The sequence below is a fragment of the Methanosarcina sp. 2.H.A.1B.4 genome (genome assembly GCF_000979385.1).
Taxonomy (GTDB): domain Archaea; phylum Halobacteriota; class Methanosarcinia; order Methanosarcinales; family Methanosarcinaceae; genus Methanosarcina.
This window is the reverse complement of sequence record NZ_JJOV01000024.1, coordinates 1-24,174: the sequence shown is the minus strand read 5'-3', so window position 1 is coordinate 24,174 and position 24,174 is coordinate 1. Positions and strand designations below refer to the sequence as shown.

Genomic DNA, 24,174 nt, shown 5'->3' with positions numbered 1-24,174 from the left:
CATTTTTTAAGATTCATTTTTTAAGATTCATTTTTTACCGTTCAAACTTTTAGTTTTTCATCCAGATCGGGAACAAGTTTGTCAAAATACCTGGTTACCACGCAGGACTCCATGCATTTTCCACACCTTATACAGGTTTCACTTACATGAGGCTTTCCTTCTTTTATCGAAACCGCTCCGACAGGACAGGCTTTCTCACATATACCGCATCCTGTACAGCGGGAAAGCCTGACAAACTGTTTTGCAGCCTCTTTAAAAAGGCAGACAGCTTTTTCCTTTGTTTCCGAGCTTACGAGCATGTTTCCATTCGAAAAAAGCTTCACGGTCCCGGTTTCGGTTTTGACCAGCAGCATGCCCAGTTCTTCTGCATAAACAGTATTTCCAAGCACATTGATGAAATCCGCAGCTTCTTTTTCTCTGATGCCCCGGACTCCTGCCTCGACAGAAAAGCCTCCTGCTTTGCAGGGGGAAATTCCTCCCACCACCTCAATTTCAAAGTCTTCAGCTTTTTCTTCCGCAAGGACAGAGATTCCAAGTTCCTCTGCCAGCCTTAGCATTTTCGGAGGCAGCTCCTTCCAGCGCCAGAACCCATGCTCTACGAACTTTTCCGAAAGCCCGTGCTTTTTTGCCCACTCAAGCAGGAAGGCGTTCCACCTGGCGTGCATCTCAGGATGCAGTTCTTTTACCCTGGAATATTCGGCAGCAAGGGCAGATGGGCAGAGCCAGCACCCAACCCTCTCAAAGCCCTGGTCATAGAGAGGATTGTATGAAAGCCCTCTCCAGTGGATATATAGCCAGACTTCAAGAGCCCGCCAGTCCCTTATAGGGAAGATATTGAGCTGCGCCGGGACAAAGGGGTTTGTCTCACTCGCCGCAATCCTTGCCCTGGAAAAGGATTCATGCTTTCGCTTGCCATCTATTGTCAGATAGGCAACTGCATTTGCAGCCTCCTTTCCTGAAAGGGAACAGGTTCCTTTTCCTGCTTCCAGGTCTCCTGCCGAAGCCAGTTTGCAGACCTTGCAGCACCAGCGGAAATCCTTTGCAGGAGGCCCGAACTTTTCTACCTGCTCCCAGAAAGCGGAGCCGGAACTCATTTCTTCAAGAGGGACTTTCATTTCGCGGCATAAATCCCGGGCAAACTCCACAGTTTCAGGGAATTCGATCCCCGTGTTCAGGAAAAAAGCCTTAAACTCCCTCTGCTTGAGGGCAGACTTTGCCAGGTCCAGTACCACGAGACTGTCTTTCCCCCCGCTGAAGGACACATACACAGGCAGAGCACGATGCTCATTTCTGGAAATAATCCCGCGGATGGTGTTGATGGCATTTTTTCCCAGGACCTGCAGGTGTTTTTTGTTAGCTTCTATGCATGCCCCTAAATCCGGAATCTCGGGATGCAGGAATGCCTCGCTGCTGTCAACCTTTCTGACCCTGATGACTTTTGTTCCGGTTTCGGAGGAGGATTCAGTTTCGGATGAGGATTCAGTTTCGGAGGAGGATTCGGACTCAGATTGGGCTCTGACTTCAGGTTGAATTACGGTCCCGGATTGAGCTTCGGGCTTTGACAGGCTCTCCATGCCTGCGAAATCCGCGCCGTTAATGTAAGAAATTCCATATCCGCTAAGGCTGCCCGCAGTCACAAGGACAAAATCCCCTGCTTTTATGTTGCTGGAAAACGACTCTATAAGCCCCAATGCCACGTTTTTTCCATTAAGGTGTCGGTTTGTTTTCTTAAGCTCGACTTTTCTGCCTTCAGCAGACTTGAGGAGGATTTTTGCACCCTGAAGAGAAGGCTCAAAGCTGTAGTCCATTTCCGAAAGTTCGAAACGGAGCACTCCGAAAATAAAACCGTCTACGATAACCTCATCAGTTTTGTCTTCTCCGGGAATTTTGTTAAGGAGAATAAATCTGTCTCCCAGAGGATCGCAGCCGAAGGCTGAAATTAGCTGCTCTGCCAGGACCTCCCTCTCATAGGGGGAACAGAACCTGACATCTGCCGGCTGGGAAAGATGGATTATATCACCTTTACCGCCACAGATCCCGCACTCTTCCCCTATGAGTGGCAGGTTGCACTTCCTGCACCAGAAAATGTAGTCATCTTCATATTCAAAACGAGGAGAGGATTTTTTCTTTGAAAGAGCCGGATCCGGATGCCTTTCAGAGCCAGAGCTCTTTCTGGCAGAGGAGTTTTTATTTAAATCCCGGGACCTGTTTTCTGCCCTTTTTTCATGGGGTTGAGGGCCCTTTCTGTCCGAACTGTTTCTTTTTTGTTTTTGTGAGCTGGAAGTCTGGTATTTTTCTTTTTTCTGATGCATGGAAGCCCTGACCGGTGATTCGAAGAAATGGTTAAGTATCTTATCGTTCAGTTTTCAACAAGGATGCGTTTATCGATATATCAATATTTTGAGAGAATGTATCAATGCTTTGAGTGAAAGGAAAGATCCTATAAAAAAAACACGATAATATGTTCTAATACTTTCAAAAACCCTTAAAGTATAACTTAAAGTATCTCTAAAAATATAACTTGTATCTTATATTTACATCGTTATTTTAACTGATAATATGAATCAAGAATATATTAAACTTCCTGAGAAGGCATTAAAGTTTCCCTGGAAGGCATTACAGCTTTTCGCAATAGGTAAGCCTGGTATTCGAATGTGATACGGTATGAAATATGATGTTGTTGTGGTAGGAGCTGGTCCTGTGGGCTCCACTGCCGCCCGTTATGCGGCAATGAATGGGGCAAAGGTTCTCCTGCTCGAAGAGCACTCCTCAATAGGGTCTCCTGTCGGCTGTACAGGGCTTCTGAGCACGAGAGCCGTTGAAGAATGTGACCTCAAGCCTTCGGACGAATTTGTGTTTAACTCCGTGCGCGGGGCTTTTGTGCATGCTCCCGATGGACAGTACCTGCCGATTGATGGAAAGCAGACAAAGGCGTATGTTGTCTCCCGGAAAAACTTTGACCGCACCCTTGCAGTAATGGCTGTAGAAGAAGGTGTTGAGCTCTCCCTGAAAACAAGGGCTATAGGATTTGAAAAAGAGAGTGCTGAAGCCGAAACCGGAACAAAAGGAAATGGAAACGAAAAGAGCTCTCCTGTAAAGCTCAAAATACTCAGGAACGGCAAGCCTGAAACCATATCCACGTCCGTAGTTATCGGAGCAGATGGGATAAAAAGCCGCATAGCCAGTTATGCAGGTCTTGGAAAACCTGCGCGCATACTCCCCGGAATTCAGATCGAAGCTCCCTATGCCTCGGATGACAGCGATTTTGTTGAGCTGTTTCCAGGCTCTTCAGCCCCCGGTTTCTTTGCCTGGACCGTACCCCTTGACGAAAAGGTCTCAAGAATCGGGCTTGCGCTTGAGCCAGGGCTTGCCTGCAAAAGCGGGCCTGGCGAGAATTCCCCGCTTTACTATCTTGAAAAACTCCTTTGCTCAAACCCACACATAAAAGAAAGGTACTCAGGAGGCATGCTTGACTTTGTGGTTGGAGGGATTCCAATCGGCCCCCTGGAAAAAACATCTTCTGACGGTGTCCTGATCGCAGGCGATGCTGCAGGGCAGACTAAACCCACGTCAGGAGGCGGAGTCTATACGGGAGCTTTTGCAGCAAAGATTGCAGGAAAAATTGCAGCTGAGGCTGCCCTTGAAGGAGACACCTCTGCACGCCGGCTTTCCGAATACGACCTGCTCTGGCGAAAGGGCCTAGAAAAAGAACTCGAAATAGGCATGAAAATCCATGATTACATGGGAAAACTGGAAGACAAGCAGTTGAATGACCTCATAGGCTCGTTAAACACCCCTTCGATTCTGAATACAATCACGGAGTACGGGGATATGGATCACCCCTCTGTCCTTATGAGGAAGCTGATGTTTTCAGGAAACTCTTTGAGGCTCATGAAAGCTTTCGGGACATTTGTAAAGACACTCTTTTGAAGAAATCAGCTTTGAAGTGTGAGAAGATGCAGAAAGTGTCGGTATAGAGGTGCTGGCTTTATACTGGAGTGCGGGGCAGGAAATACTGAAGAATACCAGTCAGATTTCCCTGAATAATTTCTCCCGCTTAACTATGGATCACCGAAAATTAGAGAAAGACGGATTTGCCTCAGGCAGGTAGCGCGGCGGTTTGAGAAATCCTTCTGCCAGCAGGTCCCTTGCCAGTTCGAAGTGCTGGAGCCCTATCTTCCCACAGTAAAGGACCTTTAAAGCCTCCTGTTCAGAGGGCTGTTTTTGTAAAAAGGCACTTACTTTTCGAAAACCGCTCAGGTAAACACAATCTTTGGTGTAACCTCCGGGCAGGGAGGTATCGTGAAGTCCTCTTTTGATTCTCAGGGCAAAGGTAAAAGCCTCTTCGGGGGAGAAATAGCCTGTAAGTTCATCCACAATCTCTGAAAACGAAGCTTCATTACATATCGCAGCAGCCACAACCCTTGCGCTGTATTTTTTAAGGTTTTCCGGCACCAGAAGTCCATTTTTCGCCTCATTGTAGGCCGCAAGCCCCTCTTCGGTTTCCATATAACCCGGAAAACCCGAGCGGAAAAGCATAAGAGGCTGGAATTTCCCGTTTTCTGCCCGAAAGACGTGCGTCCCTATTTCATGGCAGAGGTATCCTTTGATTCCGGCTTTTGAAAAATGGGACGAAAAATCGATGTGGATTTCACTGCATGCCGCATTTACTGCCATTTTCACTCCTCCCCCATCTGCAGGCCTGACTTCCCATTCCAGCCCTAAGCGCTTTAACTCCTTTTCAAAAACACCTCTGATATCCCCAGGGCTCAGGTTTTTCTCCACCTGCTCATTCTTTAAACGCTCCAGGTTTTTCTGAGCCTCCAGGAGAAGGGATCCGGAAGGGAGTCCGTAAAAGGCCGAAAGCTCGTTCCCGAAATCCGGGGAGTCCCTGTGAATCAGAAGGTCATGAAAGCGAAGGAGGTAATTGATTTTTATGATGTAGAAAGGAGCAAAAACAGAACCTTTACAGCGCTCAAGTTTTTCCCTGATTTTTTTAAGATCCCTGCAAAAATCCCCTACTTCCGGCCCACAGCTTTCGTACTCGAATACAGGATTGTAAGTTTCGCCTCCAGCGTATGCCCTGAGGAATTTCTCTTTTTCCTTTCTGGCATTCACAGGGTTGAGATAGCGCAGAATATTCAACTGCTTTTCTATATCAAACAAGCGCCTGTCGTATTTAAAAACGCATTTTTCCGACTCTGCTACAAGCATCCGAAACCGTTCCCCTCAGTATATCTTTATAACTTATTCTCCGGGTATATTTTTTAGGAGCAATTAAGGGCTAATCAGTAAAGAACTACTCTCTGGCAAGTGGCAAAAATTAAGTAAATTAGCACTTTTAAGTATACATTCACTCTTTTTTGGATAAATCTCAATGCTACATCGAACCCTAAATTATAAACAGGGACTCTGTTTTTCAAATTTCCTATATTTTTCTGTCATCCCTAACTACCCGGTTGATACTAACCGGTTGATATTTGGCATCAGGTTTCCAGCCGGCCTAATGCTTTTGTTTTTATCTACTGTACGCAAGCGGGCTCAAGCAGGGCACAGCACGTGGAAAGAAAGAGAGATGCAATTTAAGGTCATTTCGGAATAATACTAACCAATTAACCCGGGAACACCACATTTTTCAAGTTCCTGATTTCCGTGTTTTCAGTGGTTAACCTTGAGATTTAAGATTGGGGGAAACCCCGGTACCTGACAATTTTGAGATATGAGAATTCATCTTTTTCATTCTGGGAAGTCTTGATTTTTACTGGGAGGACTATAAATTCCCGAAACCCCTTATATTAAAGGGGATACCTGTGAGTTCCGGTTCTAAACTTCTTGATGACGTAAAACAGCACTTATGTACCTGTTCTGCAGGCCTCAAGCTCACTCCTGAAATGGAATCGTTCCTGGAAATGCCCCAGATGAGGAGTTTCCAGGGAAAAATTTAAAAAAATGTGACTATGTGTAACTATGATAGTGTAAACCTTACTGGCCGGCCTCTTCCAGTTCATTCAGCAGGTTTCTTTCAAAGTTCAGGACTTTTCTGATTACTATCTTTTTGGACCCGAGTGCAAGGTCCTCGTTTTCAGGATATTTTTCTTTTATATACCCGTAAAGTTCCATAACACTCATATCGTCAAGTTTCCTTTTGAGCTGGTTAAAGTCTTCCATAAAAGATACCCTCATTTACAAAAAGCGAAATTAGATTTATTTTCTTACGTAGCTGCCAGCGTATTCCCAAACGTATTCCAGAGATCCGTTGCAGGTGCCTGCCAGTACTACATACCCTTAATAACAGGCTTTTTATATATATTCATGTTCAGCTGCAAAGCTGTGAATAATATCACTCCATACCCCCACTCATTTACTTTTTTTAAACTAATTTCCAAAAATTAATATGTCACTTACTTTATAATATCTGTGACTGCCGGATAGGATTTTCATAAAAAAGAATTCAGGAAACCTGGAGCTCTGGGTAAGTAAACTCAAAATCCGGGGAAAAACTAAGAAAAAGAAAGGCAGGAACTTAAATGCTGGGGGTAATAGCATAAATTTTACTGACAGAAAAAGTGAAGCAGAAGAAAACTGGATGGAAGAATTTCTTTTAAACAGCCCCAGCCCTGTCCTGAGGATAGAAAAAGAAGGCGTAATTCTCTATGCTAATGAAGCAGGAAAATCATTACTTGAAGCATGGGAAAGCGGGGTCGGAGAAAACGTTCCCGCTAAAATCCGGAAAACTGTGCGGAAAGCAGCTCTTATGAATAAGTCCGAATATCTGGAACTTGAAGCAGGCGAAAAAACATATTCAGCCACTTTCACACCTTCTTCTGACGGGAAATCTGCTATTCTCTACGCATCGGATACCACTTTTTCTAAACAAGCCGAAAAAAAACTATCTTTAAAACTATCTCTTATAGATAGGCATCATGAAGTCCTTTTCCAGGTTGCCGAATTGGCTCTCAAAACCCCGGATATCCGGACCCTTCTGAACGAATCCTTAACTTTGATTGCTGCTACGCTTGACATAGAATATTGCAAAATTTTGAAACTTTTGCCTGATGGAAACTTTCTGTTTGAGACCGGAATCGGATGGAAGATCGAAGATATAGGTAAGGTTATTAAAAGAGATGCAGCTTCGCTTGCCGGGTACACAGTGCTTTCAAAAAAACCTATCCGGATGGAAGAATTAAACAGAAAGGGTTCCATTGACGGAATGGGGCTCAAAGGGTATCAGGAAATAACGAGTGGAATAAGTGTTCTGCTCGGAAGTGTTGAAAAGCCCTATGGAGTGCTGATAATTCACAGCACAAAGAAAGAGAAATTTACAAAAGAAGATACTTCTTTTTTGAATGGCGTTGCATCCCTGATCTCGTTAACCATTGAACGAAATGAGGTAGAGAGTACCCTTCAGGATAAGATCCATTTTCTTGAAATTCTGCTTGATACGATTCCTGCTCCCGTATTTTATAAAGACAGAGAAGGGATCTACCGCGGCTGCAACGAACTCTTTGCGAGAATGATTCTTGGAAGCTCAAAGGAAAAAGTAACAGGATGCTCTATAGATAAACTTTCCGATGCAATTCCACCTGAACTTGGAAATGTTTTCAAAAGAGTAGATCGGCAGTTGTTCCAGAGAGGGGGAAGCCAGGTTTATGAGTCCAGAGTCATGTGCTCTGACGGGATAATCCGGCAGTTCTTTTTCAATAAAGCCGTATACAGGAGCCTTAATGGGACTGTGGAGGGGCTTGTAGGAGTAATGCTTGATATAACCGGGCGCAAACTTACTGAAGAGAACCTGTTAAAGAGTGAAGAAAGATATCGTTTAGCTACTGAACAGACAGGGCAACTGATATACGAATTTGACCTGCAAAACGGACATGTTGAATGGGCAGGGGCAGTCACGGAACTTACGGGCTACAGCTACAGCGAGATGCAGGATTTTACTTACTATGACTGGCTTGATCACATTCATCCCGAAGACCGCAGAAGAGTGAAGCAGGAATTTAAAAAGTGCTGGAACACAGGAGAAAAGTTCAATGAAGAATTCAGGTTCCGGCGGAAAGATGGAAGCTATTTTTTCGTGGAAAACAAAGGCGTCTATCTGAGGGATGAAGAAGGCTGCGTATGCAAAGCCCTTGGAGTGATGAAAGACATTACTGAAATCAAACTTTCCTCGGAAAAACTGAAGGAAAGCGAAGAACTCTACCGTTCATTCTTACAGAACTTTAAAGGGATCTCATTTAAGCTGGACAGGGATTTTGCCCCTCTCTTTCTGGAAGGGGTTGTTGAGGAAATAACCGGGTACACAGAAGAAGACTTCATCTCCGGCAGAATAAATTTGTCTGATCTCATTGATTCGGAAGACAGGTCACTACTCAGTATAAGCCGGGAAAAAATGAATTCTTCCCCGAACTCCATTATGGAACATGAGTACAGGCTCAGGCGGAAAGATGGAACTGTAAAGTGGGTTCATGAGTTGATCCATAACATCTGTGCCGCCTCAGGAGAAACCGAATTTATCCAGGGCTATGCTTATGATATTACTCTTAAGAAAAAAGCCGAGGAAACCCTTGCAAAAGCCGAAGCTATCGGTATGAGGGAAATTCACCATAGGATCAAGAATAACCTTCAGGTAGTTTCGTCCCTGCTCAGCCTCCAGGCTGATAAGTTCAAAGATAAAGATGTTATTGAAGCCTTCAGAGAAAGCGAAAACCGCGTAGTCTCCATGTCCATAATCCACGAGGAGCTTCATAAATCCGAGGACACTACGAGCATAGATTTTGCAGCCTATCTCAGGAAACTAACCTCTGAACTTCTTTACTCTTACAGGGTCGGAAACGAGAAAGTCCGGCTTTTCCTTGATATAGGCCATATATTCCTCGGGATCGACACCGCAATTCCCCTCGGGATAATAATCAACGAACTTTTCTCTAATTCCCTGAAATATGCGTTTCCGAAAGGTGCCGAAGGGGAGATAAGGATTTCACTTTGCAGACAATCTGAAGCCCCGGGGCCTGGCAGTGAACCCCACAGAGACACCCCGATATCCGACAGAGACACCACTATATCCGACAGAGACACCACTATAATAGACTCAGGGATGTACCCCGGATTTAAACTGGTTTACTCGGATAACGGGGGACGTTTTCCCGAAAATATCGATTTTAAAAACCCCGAGACCCTTGGTTTGCAACTCGTGAATGCTCTGGTTGAACAGATCGATGGCACTATTGAACTTGAGAAAGGAGATGAGACAAAATTTACTATCAGGTTCGATGATAAGGGGCTTCCGGGAAAGAGCTGAAAACAATTCTGCGTACAACCTTATTCGCCATACCGTGTCGTTCGAAAAACGGTTTCCGGGGTTTAAAGGAAGTATCTCTTAGCTCATGATGTATTTTACATAATATCAGGTTTTTTAATAGTATTATAGGCGGTCGTATAGACAGTCATTGTTTTCTTTGCAGGCCGCGCACCGCTTGATTCCACCTTTGCATCGCAGATAATAACGAAATTATTAGCTGTGCCAGGATATCGAGCCCGGAATATCAAGCTTATGACCCGGGTATCAGCCTGAATAGGTATGGACTGTACGGGCTCGGGATTACTTCTGGAGGAGATACTGTATAGACCTGCACTGTATCGAAAAAAAGCACACACTTATTTCTATATAGAAATCATTTGAAACTGGATAAATTAAATCCAGCTATAAAATACATAAAAAAAGGCGACTGATAAATTCATTCAGGTGAGGATAGGCGAATTGTGAATGCTTATAGGAATTGATGTAGGGGGCACCACCACAGATGCGGTGCTTATCCGGAACGGAGAAGTATACAGTACAGCCAAGGTTTCCACCGAGCGAGGGAATCTTCTGAAGTCTCTGCTCAATGCTCTTGATGAGGTCAGCAGAGGAGTTCCTCCGGAACAGCTCGAAAGGGTGGTTTTCAGTACAACCGTAATAACAAATCTTATTGCCGAGGGCAAAACTGACCGTGTGGCTCTGCTGCTTATTCCGGGTCCGGGTGTTAACCCTTCAAGTTATGTTTTTCCAGACAGTTTCTACCTTAAAGGAGCTATGGACTTCAGGGGAAGGGAAATCCAGCCCCTTGATGAAGCTGAGGTTCGGGAAACGGTGAACCGAATCCGGGAGCAGGGTTTTTCCAGAGCTGCCGTGGTAAGCAAATTTGGACAGAGGAACCCTTCCCATGAACTCCGGATAGAAGAAATCCTCAGGGAAATATATCCGGACTGCCAGGTAGGACTCGGGCATAAGGTTTCGGGAAAATTGAACTTCCCGAGAAGAATCGCAACCTCTATGCTGGCATCTGCAACAGGGGAACGTTACCAGGAGTTCGTTGCAGAGATCAAAAAAGCCCTTGAGGAAAGGGACATCAGGGCTCCTGTATACATCCTTAAAGCCGACGGAGGGACTCTGCCAATTGAAAAATCAGTAGAGTTCCCTGTGGAAACTATTTTTTCAGGTCCTGCAGCAAGCACGATAGGAGCTCTCGCCCTCACCCCTGAGGGACAGACATCTGTTGTAGTGGATATAGGCGGGACAACTACCGACCTTTCCCTTATCCTTTCCGGAAAACCGCTTATCGCTTCCAAAGGCGCAAAACTCGGAAATTTCCTGACCCATGTACGGGCTTTTGCCGTCCGCTCGATAGCGGTAGGAGGGGACAGCACTGTAAGGGTTAGAGAAACTGATACCGGACTCAGGCTGGTAACCATAGGCCCTGAAAGGTCAGGTCCCGCTTACTGCATGGGAGGAGAAGAGCCAACCCCGACGGATGCCCTGAGAGTGCTCGGGCTTGTCGATGTAGGAGACCCTGAACGTGCAAAAGAGGCGGTTGCATCCGTAGCCTCCAGCTTCGGGAAATCCGTAACTGAGACTGCTTCCCTTATAGTGGACACAACTGCAGGGATGATTGAAAAAGCCGTAAGGGAAATGTTTCTTGAATGGGAACAGGAACCTGCTTACAGGATATGGGAAGTCCTGCAGAAGAAAAAAGAAAGGCCTGAAAATGTTGTCGGAATCGGGGGAGGAGCAAGGGGCCTGATTTCAGTAGTCGCGGAAAAGCTGAACGCAAAACCGATTACCCCCGAATATTCGGAAGTCGGAAATGCCATAGGGGCAGCTGTTGCAAGGCCCACACTTACTCTTAACCTGCGCATCGATACTCAGCAGAAGGTCTATTCGGTAGCTGAAGAAGGAGAGATTGTAAACCTTAACTCAACGGATATCGGAAATTTCAATAAAATGCGCTCGGAGGAAGCCGAAGCCCTTGCAGCAAAACTCCTCAGGGAACGCGCAAAAAGGTTTGGGATTTCCGAGTATGCAGATGAAGCTGAGATTGCTAACAGTGAGGTCTTTAACGTGGTTGAGGGCTGGTTTACGGCAGGGCGGCTTTTTGATGTAAGTATGCAGATCCCGGCAGGCCTGATTCCCGAATGGAAGAGGGGGGAAAAAGCATGAAGCTTGGGTTTGGGAAAATCAAGGATGCCCTCAAAGGCGGAGCCGAAAAAAATGCCGGGGCAGAGAAAAAAGAACGGATAGAAGAGGAAATTGAGCCTGATAGAGTAGAGGAAGTTACAATGAAAACAAGAACTTCAGAGCAGAAATCTGAAGATGAATCGAGAAATGAACCGAAAAATGAATCGGAAAAAAAACCGGAAAACGAATTGAAAAATGAGCCTGGAAAAATACCGGAAAAAGAACCCATGGTTCCGGCAGACCGGGCAGGAGCAAAAAAGACAGGCCTTATTTTCTTCCCGGCTTTTGACTGGGCAATTTCTCCAACCCATCCGGAAAGAGAGGAGCGTCTCCTCTATACACGGGACCAGATTTTTGAAGAAGGCCTGATGGACCTGCCCCAGATAGAGGAGTATAAGCCCCGCCTTGCAGATTTCAGGGACATTGCAAGGGTTCATTTCTGTGTTCCTGACATAAAAGCCCAGGCTACAACCCCTCACCGGATTTCAGCAGGCAGCTGCCTGGTCCTTGCTGATGCGCTCATGCGGGGAGAGGTTAAAAACGCTTTTGCCCTTGTCCGCCCGCCAGGTCACCATGCAATGACAGTCGCCCACGGAAACCGCGGCTTTTGCAATATAAATAATGAAGCAATCCTTGTTGAGTACCTGAGAAAGAAGTATGGAATCCGCAGGATTGCAATCGTGGATACTGATGTCCATCACGGGGACGGGACACAGGAGATTTTTTACAACGACCCGGATGTGCTTTTTATCTCCTTCCATCAGGACGGGAGGACACTCTATCCGGGATCGGGCTTCATGAACGAACTCGGAGGCCCGAGAGCCCTTGGCAGGACAATCAACATACCTCTGCCGCCGGGTACTCCGGATGAGGGTATTCTCTACGTGCTCGATGCCCTGGTGCTGCCCATTCTCAAGGACTTCAGGCCCGAACTTGTCCTCAATTCTGCAGGGCAGGATAACCATTATACTGATCCGCTTGCAAACATGCGCTTTTCCGCACAGGGATATGCTAAACTGAATGAGAAACTTGCCCCTGACATGGCAGTGCTTGAAGGAGGCTATGCTATCCAGAGCGCGCTACCCTATGTTAATACGGGAATTATCCTTGCAATGGCCGGGCTTGACTACTCCTGCGTAAAGGAACCCGAGTTTAAGCCAGGGATGTTTGTTCAGGCTGCACGAGACCGGAAAATCCTGGAGGAAGTTGTTGCAACCCAGCTCGAAAATTGGAAAAACCGGGACAGGCTTGTAGAAGCAGAGGTGGCAAAACATGGAGACTTTTACCGCCGGAAAAAACAGATCTTCTATGATACCGATATGATCCAGGAATTCCAGGAAGAAACAGTCAGGATGTGCCCTGACTGCCAGGGTTACGTAATCATAGATTCCCATGCCCACAGGAGCATAAACGATACCAGGATCTTCGGGGTTTCAGTCCCTATCTATGCCTGTGCCAGTTGCCAGGCTGAAGCCAGGGAAGAATACAGGAAGATGCTCAATTATCCGGAATACGAATACGTTTACCTTCAGGATAAGAAAGCAGACGAATACAGGGCATACAATACCAGGACGAAACAGGAGACTGTTTACTGAAAGGCTCTGTTTTGAGAAGCCTGAGAGGTTTTGAGAGTGGGAAATCATTTATTAAGGGACTATACAGGCTCTGGTCCCCATCTTCCATCTTTATATTACCCCGGCGGAATTCGGGGACTTCGGAGCTCCTCTCCCCATTTTTAATATATCCATTTTACTCTTCATCTTCTTTATCTTCTTTATCTTCTTTATCTTCTTTATCTTCTTTATCTTCTTTATCTTTTTTATCTTCTTTATTCTCTTTATCTTCTTCAGTCCCTCAATTTTTTTATATGTAGCTTTTCCTTTGAGTTGATTTACTTCTTACCTTTTCTTTTCTGGTGTTCTGTGTGAGGTGTATCTAAAATATTTTGGATAATATTCTACTTTTTCAGTGAAAACATTAAAAATATATTAATCTTTCTCTATGGAATAAAAATTAATATGTTATCCCTGAATGCTAATTCAAAAGTCAAAAAATATTATATCTCTAGCTGGAAAGCTTACAGCCATCAAATGAATTATATTTTAACTTCAATAATTAAACACAGTTGCCTGTAGTCAGCGTTAAATGACAGGGTAAGTATCCTGGAAAATAATATCTGAGACAGTTTAAAGAAGGGGTGCAAAATTGATCCCAATAAATATAGATATGTTTTGTCATAGTATTCTTATTATATTCCTCTTTAAAAATATTATTTCAGACCAATATGTTTATATTGTACATATCTTTAATCCCTAATTAATTAAAGGAAGTGTAATTGCAAATTTCTTCTATTTTTACGGAGGAATGAGAATAAACATATTAAGAATTTTAATGCTAACCACTCTCATAATCACATTAAGCTCCTGTATTGGGGCAGCGGATGATATTTATGCCAATTCTACGAATTCTATACAGGCCGCAGTGAACAGTGCAAATTCAGGCGATGTAATTATCGTTGAACCCGGAACTTATTCAGAAAATATTTTAATCAGTAATTCTAAAACTAATCTGGTAATCAGGTCAGAATCCGGGAACCCTGCGGACACGATTATTACAGCTAGCAACTCAAGTTTCGATGTAGTCACTATACAGGACACCTCTTACGTAACAATTAAAGGGCTTAAGATAACCGGTGCAGGAACTGACAAGGCAGGCGTCTATCTGCTAAGAAGTACTAACTGTATCATTGAGAACAACGTATTACACAACGACGCCCTTGGTGTATTTCTTAAGGCTTCCCCTAATAACGTGGTCCGCAATAATATAGCCAGCAAGGACCTCAATATAGGCGAAGGCCGAGGGTTCAACATTGAACAATCCGATTACACCAATATTTCGGGCAATACGGTTTCAAACCAGAGATATGGAATTTATGTTTCGGATTCCATGGCAAACACCGTCTCGGGAAATACTGTAAACCTGAGTAAAGACGATGGTATACGTGTGCAGTATGCAACCAATGTTACTGTCGAAAACAATAATATTAACTCAAACGGACAGTTTGGGATCTATCTGTCAAGCTCAGGCGAAAGCTTCCTGAAAAGCAACAACGTGTTTAATAGTACCAATAATAGTATCAACCTTGTATCTTCCTCAGGGAACACAATCACGGGTAACACGGTTTCTGATGACGCTATAGCTTCGCTTACCCATGCTATTTTCATGAATACTTCTCACAATAATAACCTGCAAAGCAATACAGTTTCAAACAATGACTATGGAATAGCTATGCGGTATTCCAACAACAACACCCTGGTCAACAATAATGCACATAACAATAACAAAGGCATTTACTTAACCTTAACATCCAGCGCAAACACGCTTTCAGGCAATCAGGCAAATTCAAATTTAATGAGCGGCATAGTTCTGGATAACGCCGGCAGCGACAACAAACTTATCAATAATATCGTCTGGTTGAACACTGAGAATGGTATTGCTCTTTGGAGTTCCAGCAACAATTACCTGACTAATAACAATGCATCCCAAAATCGCAGAGGTATTTACTTAAGCTCGTCATCCAGTGGGAACACACTTTCAGGTAATAAGGCAAATTCTAACAGCGGTACTGGTATTGTTCTTGATAATGTCGGCAGTAATAACAACCTTATCAGCAATACTGCAAGTTCTAACAGTAATTATGGGATTTACCTGATAAATTCCAGCAATAGTAACCTGGTCAGTAATACAGCTTCGAGCAACTCTAAAGGAATCTATGTGAAATATTCAAACGGGAGTATGATCTCCAACAATATTTTATCTGATAATACGGCAGATGTTAATAACTCGAATGGGATAATGCTCTCGTATTCCAATGGCAATGTCCTCTACATGAATACGGCTGATAACAACGTCTATGGAATTTCTTTGGATTCTTCTCAAAACAATAATGTTTCAAGTAATAGTGTAACTTCAAGCATTAAATACGGTCTATTTTTGTGTTCTCGGAGCACTAATAACCTTATTTTCAACAATTACTTGAATAATACATTTAACACAGATAATAAAAACACTGGAGGTATCTGGAACACAACAAAAGCTCCAGGTGCAAGCATTGTGGGCGGGTCCTATATTGGAGGGAATTACTGGGCAACTCCCCTCGGAACAGGTTTCTCCCAACTAAATGCAAATAATGATGCAGATGGAGACGGCATTATTAATTCAAAATATGATGGAGATAACTTAGTAGACTACTATCCGCTTGTAGCTGTCTCCGCACCAGAGCCGGCGTTTCCTGTAGCAGACTTTATCGCCAATCCTACCAGCGGTTCTGCTCCTCTTTCAGTCTCCTTTACTGACCGTTCACAGAACGCAACATCGAGAAGCTGGAACTTTGGAGACGGAGCTACTTCAACCGATACGAATCCAACGCATTCTTATTCCCTGGCAGGAAACTATACCGTTAACCTTACAGTAAGAAACCTGAAAGGCACGGATTCAAAAACTGCTGTTATAACTGTGTCGGAAGAAGAGGGAGACAAAAATGATGTACTGCCTGTCGCAAACTTCGAGACCAATGTCACCAGTGGCTATGCTCCCCTTTCAGTCCTCTTTACTGACCGTTCGCAAGACGCAACATCGAGGAGCTGGGACTTTGGAGACGGAGTTACTTCAACTGAGCTGAATCCAACGCATACTTATTCCCTGGTAGGGACTTACCCCGCCAAACTGACAGTAAGCAATGCAAACGGCACGACTTCAAAAACTATTCTGATAGCTGTAGAGAGAAAGAGCAGCGGAGGAAGCGGCAGTGGTGGCGGTGGCGGCGGCTCTCCTGAATTTTCCAGAAACATTGAAGCAAAGGAACTTTCCCAGGTCTTCATTACAAACGGAAAAGCTGTAAAGTTTGATTTCACGAAGGCAGCAACCTGTGTTGTTTATGTGAGCTTTGATGCAAAGAAGACCGCAGGTAAAATCACAACCATTGCCGAGATGCTGAAAGGAAAGTCCTCACTGGTTTCCGAACTGCCTTCGGGCGAGGTCTATAAGTCCTTTAACTTATGGGTCGGAAACGGTGGGTTTGCAACCTCAAATAACATCGAAAACCCTGTCGTCTGCTTCAAGGTTGAAAAGGCCTGGATACAGGATAAAAAGATAGACCGGTCTTCCATTGTTCTGAACAGGTACAGCGATAAAAAATGGGTACAGCTGCCAGTCAGCCTGTCAGGGGAAGATGACAAATACCTGTACTTCACAGCCGAAACCCCGGGCTTCTCTTCCTTTGCAATAACAGGGAAGGCAAATACATCTCCGGAAGAAACTGTAACTGAAATACAGCCCGATGATGAATCTGGCAACTCTGAAAAGAACACGGAGGATACAGGATCGGAAGCTGCTCAGGAACCCGGACAAGAAGAGAATAGTACGCCGGGCTTTGAGATGGTTTACGGTGTGGCAGGTCTGCTTGCAGTATTCCTGTATAAGAGGAAATAAAACAGCTAAATGAAAGTAAATAAATAGTAAATTTAAGTGCAGAAATAAGAATGGATGGAAGTTTGATACCTTCATCCTGCTTTTCTTTTTTCTTTTTTCTTTTTTCTCATACTTTTTTTACACGCTTTTTTACACACTTTTTTCTACACGTTTTCTTATTAAGTAAAACACCTGCATGTAATAAACAGCAAATAAGGTTAATTTTAAAGGTTCAACTGTTAGCTTGTTATTATAAAAGCTAATCTGAAACCTCGCAAAAGAGAAAATATTGAGTTTATTTCAACAGACTGTATTGATCTGCTATTCTTCGTGTATTTCCATGGTTATCTTCGTGTACTTCTATGGTTATTATTCTGATATTATTTTCTAATACATTTATATTATTTCATGTATATTTTAAATAGGGATTATAAACAGGGAATATAAAAAATATATGATGTGGGGGATTTAAATACACAGATTTATCGCTCTATTTTTAGCCTTACTTGTCTTTACGTTAGGCTCTGGTATCGGAACCGCAACTGAGATTATTGTCCAGCCAGGAGAATCAATACAGAATGCGGTTAATAATACTGTTTCAGGTGATGAGATCGTCGTAAGTCCCGGAAACTATACTGAAAATCTTCGAATAACGACGAGTGACCTGGTAATCAGGTCAGCTTCCGGGAATCCCGGAGATACGATAGTTACGGCGAAAAATCAAGCTGATGACGTATTTTATGTAGAAGCAAATAACATCACAATTACAGGGTTAAGCATTAATGGTGCCGGAACTGACCGTGCGGGGGTTTACCTGATAAGGTCCGGTAACTGTACCATCGAAAATAACGAGTTTTTAAATGACGCTCTCGGAATATACCTTAAGAATTCAAATTACAACCTTATCCTCAACAACACAGCAGTAGAAGGCAAGAGAGCAATTAATATCGAGAGATCAAACTATAACAGGGCTTCAGGCAACACAGTTTCGAATCAGAGGTTCGGAATATATCTGCTTGTCTCCGAAGGGAACATGCTCTCGGATAATAAGGTAAGTATGAGCGCTGACCACGGGATTGTCCTGGAAAGCTGCAGTGACACCAGCCTTGAAAACAACACTGCAAGCTCAAATGAAGATTACGGCATCCACCTTGTAGGTTCAAGCAACAACAACCTGGCAGGCAATACGGCAGATTCAAACATGGTCTATGGCATATATCTGAAGGATTCCAGTGGCAACAACCTGACAAAAAACATAGCATTGAACAGCAGCAGAGGTATTTTCCTGTTAAGTTCAGACGAAAGCATGCTCTCGGGTAATGTGGTTTCAAATAACGGAAGAGGTATCCAGATCACATCCGCAGGAAACAATAGCGTCTCTGAAAATTCAGTTTCGGATAACATTATCTCCGGAATCTCTTTATTATCCTCTACTAACTGTAATCTAAGTGAAAACATACTATCGAACAACGCAATTGGTATAAACCTGGCGTTTTCCGGCAACAGTACTGTCCTTAATAACAGTATGCAAAACGGTGGAAGAGGACTTAGCCTGCAGGATTCCAATTATAATGTGCTCTTAAACAATACAGCTTTGTACAACAGGTACGGAGCTTACCTGCTGCGCTCAGGATGGAACGTACTCTCTAACAACAATGCAAGCGAAGGCAATGACCATGGTATTGTCCTGGAAAACTCAAGCAACTATAATGACCTTATCAGCAACACAGCAAGGTCTAACCGTGCTTATGGGATATACCTCAAAGGTTCAAGTAACAATAACTTAAACGGCAACGAAGCTTCCGGCAATAATAGGGGAGTTTTCCTTACAACATCGAATGGGAACACTCTTTCGAAAAATACTGTTCTGGATAACGGCGATTACGCAATCCTGTTGTCGTATTCCTCAGAAAACAATATCTCAGAAAACGAAGCTTCCAAAAGTAACCGGGGCATCCATCTGAGCACTTCCGGCGATAATAAAATTTCAGGTAATACTATTGTTTCAAACGACGTTTCAGGCATCTATATGGCCTCCACAAGCAACAACAATACCGTATTTAATAACTACCTGAACAACAACTTTAACGCAGATATTAAACCGAGAAGTGTTGGGAACGTCTGGAACACAACAAAAATCGCAGGCATAAATATTGCAGGCGGACCCTACATCGGAGGAAACCTCTGGGCAAAACCCGATGGGACAGGCTTTTCCCAGACTGCAACTGATGCGGATGGCGATGGCATTGCTGATGGAGTGTACAAGATCTCAACCAGCGGCTATACGGATTACCTCCCGCTTGTAGCTGTCTCTGAACCGGACCAGCCCATAACTCCAGTAAATTTAACAGATGATCAAACGGATACATCCATAGATGAAAATGATACATCCGTAGATGACTCTGAAACATCCATAGATGAAAATGATACATCCGTAGATGACTCTGAAACATCCATAGATGAAAATGATATATCCGTGGATGACTCTGAAACATCCGTGGATGACTCTGAAACATCCGTGGATGACTCTGAAACATCCATAGATGAAAATGATATATCCGTGGATGACTCTGAAACATCCATAGATGAAAATGATATATCCGTGGATGACTCTGAAACATCTGTAGATGAATCGGAGATGTCTACAAACTAAACAAAAACAATTACTTCCAAAAATAAAACTACTTATGAAAATGAAACCACAATCAACAAAATGGAGTTGAGATAATGCCTGGTTTCACAGAGACCAGAACGAAATAGCTAAATCAACACTAAAAAAGACTGGGTGGAGGTATGACTCCTTCATCCCAATTTTTTCATTTTCTTTTTCTTTTTCTTATTCTTTTTCTTATTCTTTTATACTTTTTCCCTTACTTTTTCCCTTACTTTTTCATAAGATCTTAATTTTCTGAGTTTTAAAGTCCTTTCTTCAAGTAAGGGAATCGTTAGTTCATCCGGCAGATACCAGAAGCCGTATATTTTTTTTAATATAAAAAAATTTATTTATAAATTCAGATTATTCAAGTTTACTTATTAATTAAATTTATATATATCTTCGCTACTAAAATTGATTAGTAAGCAGTAGATAACACCTCTTTTGAGGACTGAATAAATCATCATACAGGTTGAGTACAGTTGATTTTTGAGTATCTGGAAAACGTGCAACTTTAAAGGAGTGAAATTAGATTGAATTTTATCGATATTTGTTGACACGTACCCTAACTCTAAAGACAAGAAGCCGGCTATTTGTCCACACTGCATAATTAATTTTAATAAACAGGACTATTAATTTTAGTACCCCCCCTATATATAAAGTAATATTATAACTTCTTACTTATATTAGTTCAATTCAATATCTTTATATGGTTAAAAGTTTAATTCCGGATTTATTATATGATGTATCAATATAAAATTTAATTATATGTGGGGGAAATAATATGCACAGGTTAGCCACCTTACTGGTGGGTATGCTGATATTTATGGCAGTCTCGGGTCTCGTGACAGCGGTTGAGATTATTGTCGAGCCCAGGGACTCGATACAGGCTGCGGTAAGCGGTGCAAGCTCGGGCGATGAAATAATTGTAAAACCCGGAACCTATACTGAGAATATCAGAATCACTACACAAAATCTGGTAATCAGGTCAGAATCAGGTAACCCCGGAGATACCGTGGTTACGGCTAAGGATCTTAGAACAAACGTATTCAGCCTGGACCAGGCAAATAACACGCAAATTAGCGGATTTAAGATAAAAGGGACTGGAGATAAATATGCAGGGGTTTCTCTGGTCAGATGCAGCAAATGTACAATCACTAATAATGAGATTACGGAAAATTATGATGGGATATATTTGAGGTCCTCGGATAACAATAAATTATCTGGCAACAAGGTAAACTCGAACCGTGGATATGGAATGAGTCTCAGTCACTCCCAGAAGAATGATCTTTCAAACAACGCAGCAAATTTGAACAATTTTGGTATTGTTCTGCAGGAATCGAGCAATTACAACAACCTGCTCAACAACAGGCTGGATTCGAACAGGAACTACGGCATATATCTGGCGAATTCCAACAATTGCAAACTCACCGACAACACAGCAATCAACAACGATAGAGGCATTTACTTTAGAAATTCAAACACGAACAAAATTTTGGATAATAAGGTCTCGGAAAATAATGTCTACGGGATTTTGATCTCATTCTCGAATTATAATACTATCTCCGGAAACACGGCTAATAAAACCTCCAGAGGCATTCATCTTGACTCCTCTGACGGAAACACTGTCTCAGGTAATACTGTTGCCTCAAATAGCTATTCCGGCTTATTCATGTGTGCTGGAAGCAACGATAACCGTGTTTTCAACAACTATCTCAATAATACCTATAATGCAGACATCTATAATAGAAGAAATACCTGGAACACAACAAGAACCACAGGTACAAACATTGCAGGGGGGTCCTATATTGGAGGTAATTTCTGGGCAACTCCTGCAGGAAAGGGTTTTTCCCAGACAGCGCAGGATGTGAACGGAGACGGCATTGCAGACACTGAATATGCCGGAAGGAACTTTACCGACTATCTGCCTCTTGTATCCACGTCCACATCCACACCGCAGCAGTCTATACTCCCTGTTGCAGACTTTAGCAGTAATGTTACATCAGGAAATGCGCCATTGGATGTAAGCTTTGCTGACAAGAGCACAGGAATTCCCACTGCATGGGACTGGGATTTCGGAGACGGAACAAATTCAGCAGTCCCGAGTCCTGTGCATACATACTCCTTAGCAGGAACTTACACTGTAAAGCTTACAGTAAGTAATCCAAACGGGACGGCTTCAAAAACCGGCGCAATAAATGTTCTTCAAAACTCTGAGCCTGTGCCGGAACCTTCTGAGCCAGTGCTTCCTGTTGCAGATTTCAGTACAAGCACTATTCCGGGCCCTGCCCCTCTCGCAGTCCAGTTTACAGACCTTTCACAAAACGCAGATTCGCGGAGCTGGGACTTTGACAATAATGGACAACCTGACTCTGCCATTCAAAGTCCGGTTTATGTGTATGAAGTTCCAGGAGACTATACCGTTAACCTGAGTGTAAGCAATCAGAATGGAACAAGTTCAAAAACTGCTACAATAACCGTACTGGAAGCAGAGAACATCAATAACGGACTTCCTGTTGCAGACTTCAGCATGAACGTTTCTGAAGGCTATGCTCCACTTTCCGTCCTGTATACCGACGTTTCACAAAAAGCGACCGGAATAGGCTGGGATTTTGACAATGACGGCCTGGCTGACGTGAGCTCTGGAACCGTAGTCTATGTGTACCAAGCTCCTGGAGTGTATACAGTTACCCTTACCGCGGCTAACGAAAATGGGACAGCCTCAAAAACTGCTACAATAACTGTGCTAAAAGAGAGCAGCTCCGGAGGAAGCAGCCACAGCAGCGGCGGAAGCAGCAGCGGTGGTGGAGGCGGTTCTCCAGAACCTGCAAAAAACGTCGATGTTAAAGAGCTCTCACAGGTCTTCATTACAAACGGCAAGGCCGTAAAGTTTGATCTCACAAAGAATGCAACCTGCGTTGCATATGTGAGCTTTGACGCAAAGAAGACCCTGGGCAAAACCACGACCATTGTTGAGGAATTAAAAAATAAGTCTGCACTTGTTTCTGAACTGCCTTCGGATGAAGTATATCAATCCTTTAACGTATGGGTCGGAAACGGTGGAATTGCAACTTCAAAGAACATCGAAAACCCTGAAGTCTGCTTCAAGGTTGAAAAGACCTGGATACAGGATAAAAAGATAGACCGGCCTTCCATTGCCCTGAACAGGTACAGTAACAAAACATGGGAACAGCTGCCAGTCAACCTGTCAGGGGAAGATGAAAAATACCTGTATTTCACAGCTGATGTTCCTGGCTTCTCTTCCTTTGCAATAACAGGAAAGATAGAACCCATGCCAGGAGAAGGTGCAACCGAAATAGAACCTGGGCAAGAAACCGGTTCCATTGAAGAGGAAGGTATGGAAAGTACAGGATCTAAAGTTAAAAAAGGGCCTGAACAGGAAGAAAATGTGAAGGCTCCGGGATTTGAAATGGCTATCGGAATAGCTTGCCTGCTTTCAGTATTCCTGTATAAAAGGACGTAAACAGCTAAACGAGAGCAAAAGTAAAACTGAAAAACTTAGATCTTGAAAAACAACCGGTGAAGGAATGAACCTTCACCTTATTTTTTTATCTCTGATCAATCGGATATTCGCCCGGAACTATGAGCTTATAACTGTAGGGATATCAGACTTACTGAATATATTTTTATATTTGGTTAAATATTTATAACCGAGTATATTTATATTGCTTGTGCGAATTTCCGCCTAACTGTAAAAGTATCATCCATAAATATCTCTGGATGGAGGAGTTAGAATAAACAGACTAATCGTTTTGCTTGCAGCTTTTCTTTTATTTGCATCAATCACGGGTATCGGAACTGCGGCTGAGACCTTCGTCCAGTCAGAAGATTCGATACAGGAAGCAGTGAACAGTGCACGTCCCGGTGATGTAATTATTGTAAAACCTGGAACCTATGCCGAAAATATTGTTGTAACAAAGAATAATCTGGTAATCAGGTCAGAATCCGGGAATCCCGAGGATACGGTAATTGAGCCTTACGACCCGGATACGGATGTGCTCATAATAGAGGCAGATAACATAACAGTTAATGGGTTCATGATTACCGGAGCAGGAGACAACTGTTCAGGCATCTACCTGAATGATTCCAATAATTGCCTTCTCGAGAACAACAAACTTTTCAATAACTCCGAGGGAATACACCTTGAATCCTCTGCGAAGAACAGGGTTTTTAATAACGTAATCCTCAAAGTCAGCAGAGGAATTATCATTGAGCAGTCCGAATATAATTCAGTCGAAAGTAATAAAGCTTCTAAATGCAGATACGGAATTTATCTCCTGAACTCTAAAGGAAACCATATCTCTAAAAATACGGTCCTGGAAAACAGAGAATACGGCATCATGCTTTCGGCTTCGAACGACAACACCCTTTCCGGAAATACTGTTTCTAATAATGGCAGGGGCGTTCATATTGGAACCTCTGACGGCAACATTCTCTCAGAGGCTGTCTGAATATTCATTTTTCATTCGGGTAAAGTTACTATATTAGCCAGTCTTCTGCTCATTATATGGATCATAGCAGCATAAATGAAGGC

At 43.3% G+C, this 24,174-nt stretch carries 12 protein-coding genes; 9 read left to right on the top strand and 3 right to left on the bottom strand.

What is annotated here, in order from left to right; genetic code table 11:
• Positions 1 to 41: 41 nt before the first annotated feature.
• On the bottom strand, positions 42 to 2,312 hold the full coding sequence (locus EO92_RS03770; RefSeq protein WP_048169421.1) for a phosphoadenosine phosphosulfate reductase family protein: 2,271 nt from the start codon (positions 2,310 to 2,312) through the stop codon (positions 42 to 44).
• Positions 2,313 to 2,664: 352 nt separating this feature from the next.
• Between EO92_RS03770 and EO92_RS03765 the strand changes: the two genes are divergently transcribed.
• A complete protein-coding gene (locus EO92_RS03765) occupies positions 2,665 to 3,930 on the top strand; it encodes an NAD(P)/FAD-dependent oxidoreductase (protein WP_048169419.1) in 1,266 nt (421 codons plus the stop codon).
• A 138-nt stretch (positions 3,931 to 4,068) separates the two neighbouring features.
• Here EO92_RS03765 and EO92_RS03760 read toward each other — a convergent pair whose 3' ends face one another.
• Entirely contained in the window at positions 4,069 to 5,214 is a 1,146-nt protein-coding gene (locus EO92_RS03760; RefSeq protein WP_048169416.1) for a tyrosine/phenylalanine carboxypeptidase domain-containing protein, read from the bottom strand.
• Between the two features lie 596 nt (positions 5,215 to 5,810).
• Here EO92_RS03760 and EO92_RS18755 point away from each other — a divergent pair.
• Entirely contained in the window at positions 5,811 to 5,945 is a 135-nt protein-coding gene (locus tag EO92_RS18755) for a hypothetical protein (RefSeq protein WP_255350323.1), read from the top strand.
• Positions 5,946 to 5,982: 37 nt separating this feature from the next.
• Here EO92_RS18755 and EO92_RS03755 read toward each other — a convergent pair whose 3' ends face one another.
• Positions 5,983 to 6,168 (bottom strand): hypothetical protein, encoded by a 186-nt coding sequence (locus EO92_RS03755; protein WP_048169415.1) that lies wholly within the window; start codon positions 6,166 to 6,168, stop codon positions 5,983 to 5,985.
• Positions 6,169 to 6,586: 418 nt separating this feature from the next.
• On the opposite strand from EO92_RS03755, the gene EO92_RS03750 reads away from it, so the two are divergent.
• From EO92_RS03750 to EO92_RS03720, 7 genes are all read left to right on the top strand, one after another.
• The gene (locus EO92_RS03750) at positions 6,587 to 9,301 is read left to right on the top strand and encodes a PAS domain S-box protein (protein WP_082107935.1); all 2,715 of its coding nucleotides are present in this window, start codon (positions 6,587 to 6,589) and stop codon (positions 9,299 to 9,301) included.
• 465 nt (positions 9,302 to 9,766) lie between these two features.
• The gene (locus EO92_RS03745) at positions 9,767 to 11,479 is read left to right on the top strand and encodes a hydantoinase/oxoprolinase family protein (protein WP_048169411.1); all 1,713 of its coding nucleotides are present in this window, start codon (positions 9,767 to 9,769) and stop codon (positions 11,477 to 11,479) included.
• Positions 11,476 to 13,092, top strand: a complete 1,617-nt coding sequence (locus EO92_RS03740; RefSeq protein WP_048169409.1) for a histone deacetylase — start codon at positions 11,476 to 11,478, stop codon at positions 13,090 to 13,092. The genes EO92_RS03745 and EO92_RS03740 overlap by 4 nt, the downstream gene beginning before the upstream one ends.
• A gap of 769 nt (positions 13,093 to 13,861) precedes the next feature.
• Positions 13,862 to 16,987 (top strand): NosD domain-containing protein, encoded by a 3,126-nt coding sequence (locus EO92_RS03735; RefSeq protein WP_048169407.1) that lies wholly within the window; start codon positions 13,862 to 13,864, stop codon positions 16,985 to 16,987.
• Positions 16,988 to 17,438: 451 nt separating this feature from the next.
• Positions 17,439 to 19,619 (top strand): NosD domain-containing protein, encoded by a 2,181-nt coding sequence (locus EO92_RS03730; protein WP_369793114.1) that lies wholly within the window; start codon positions 17,439 to 17,441, stop codon positions 19,617 to 19,619.
• Between the two features lie 784 nt (positions 19,620 to 20,403).
• Entirely contained in the window at positions 20,404 to 23,103 is a 2,700-nt protein-coding gene (locus tag EO92_RS03725; protein ID WP_052734260.1) for a PGF-pre-PGF domain-containing protein, read from the top strand.
• Positions 23,104 to 23,392: 289 nt separating this feature from the next.
• Positions 23,393 to 24,091, top strand: coding sequence for a nitrous oxide reductase family maturation protein NosD (locus EO92_RS03720; RefSeq protein ID WP_052734259.1), 699 nt, complete (start codon positions 23,393 to 23,395; stop codon positions 24,089 to 24,091).
• Positions 24,092 to 24,174 lie beyond the last annotated feature (83 nt).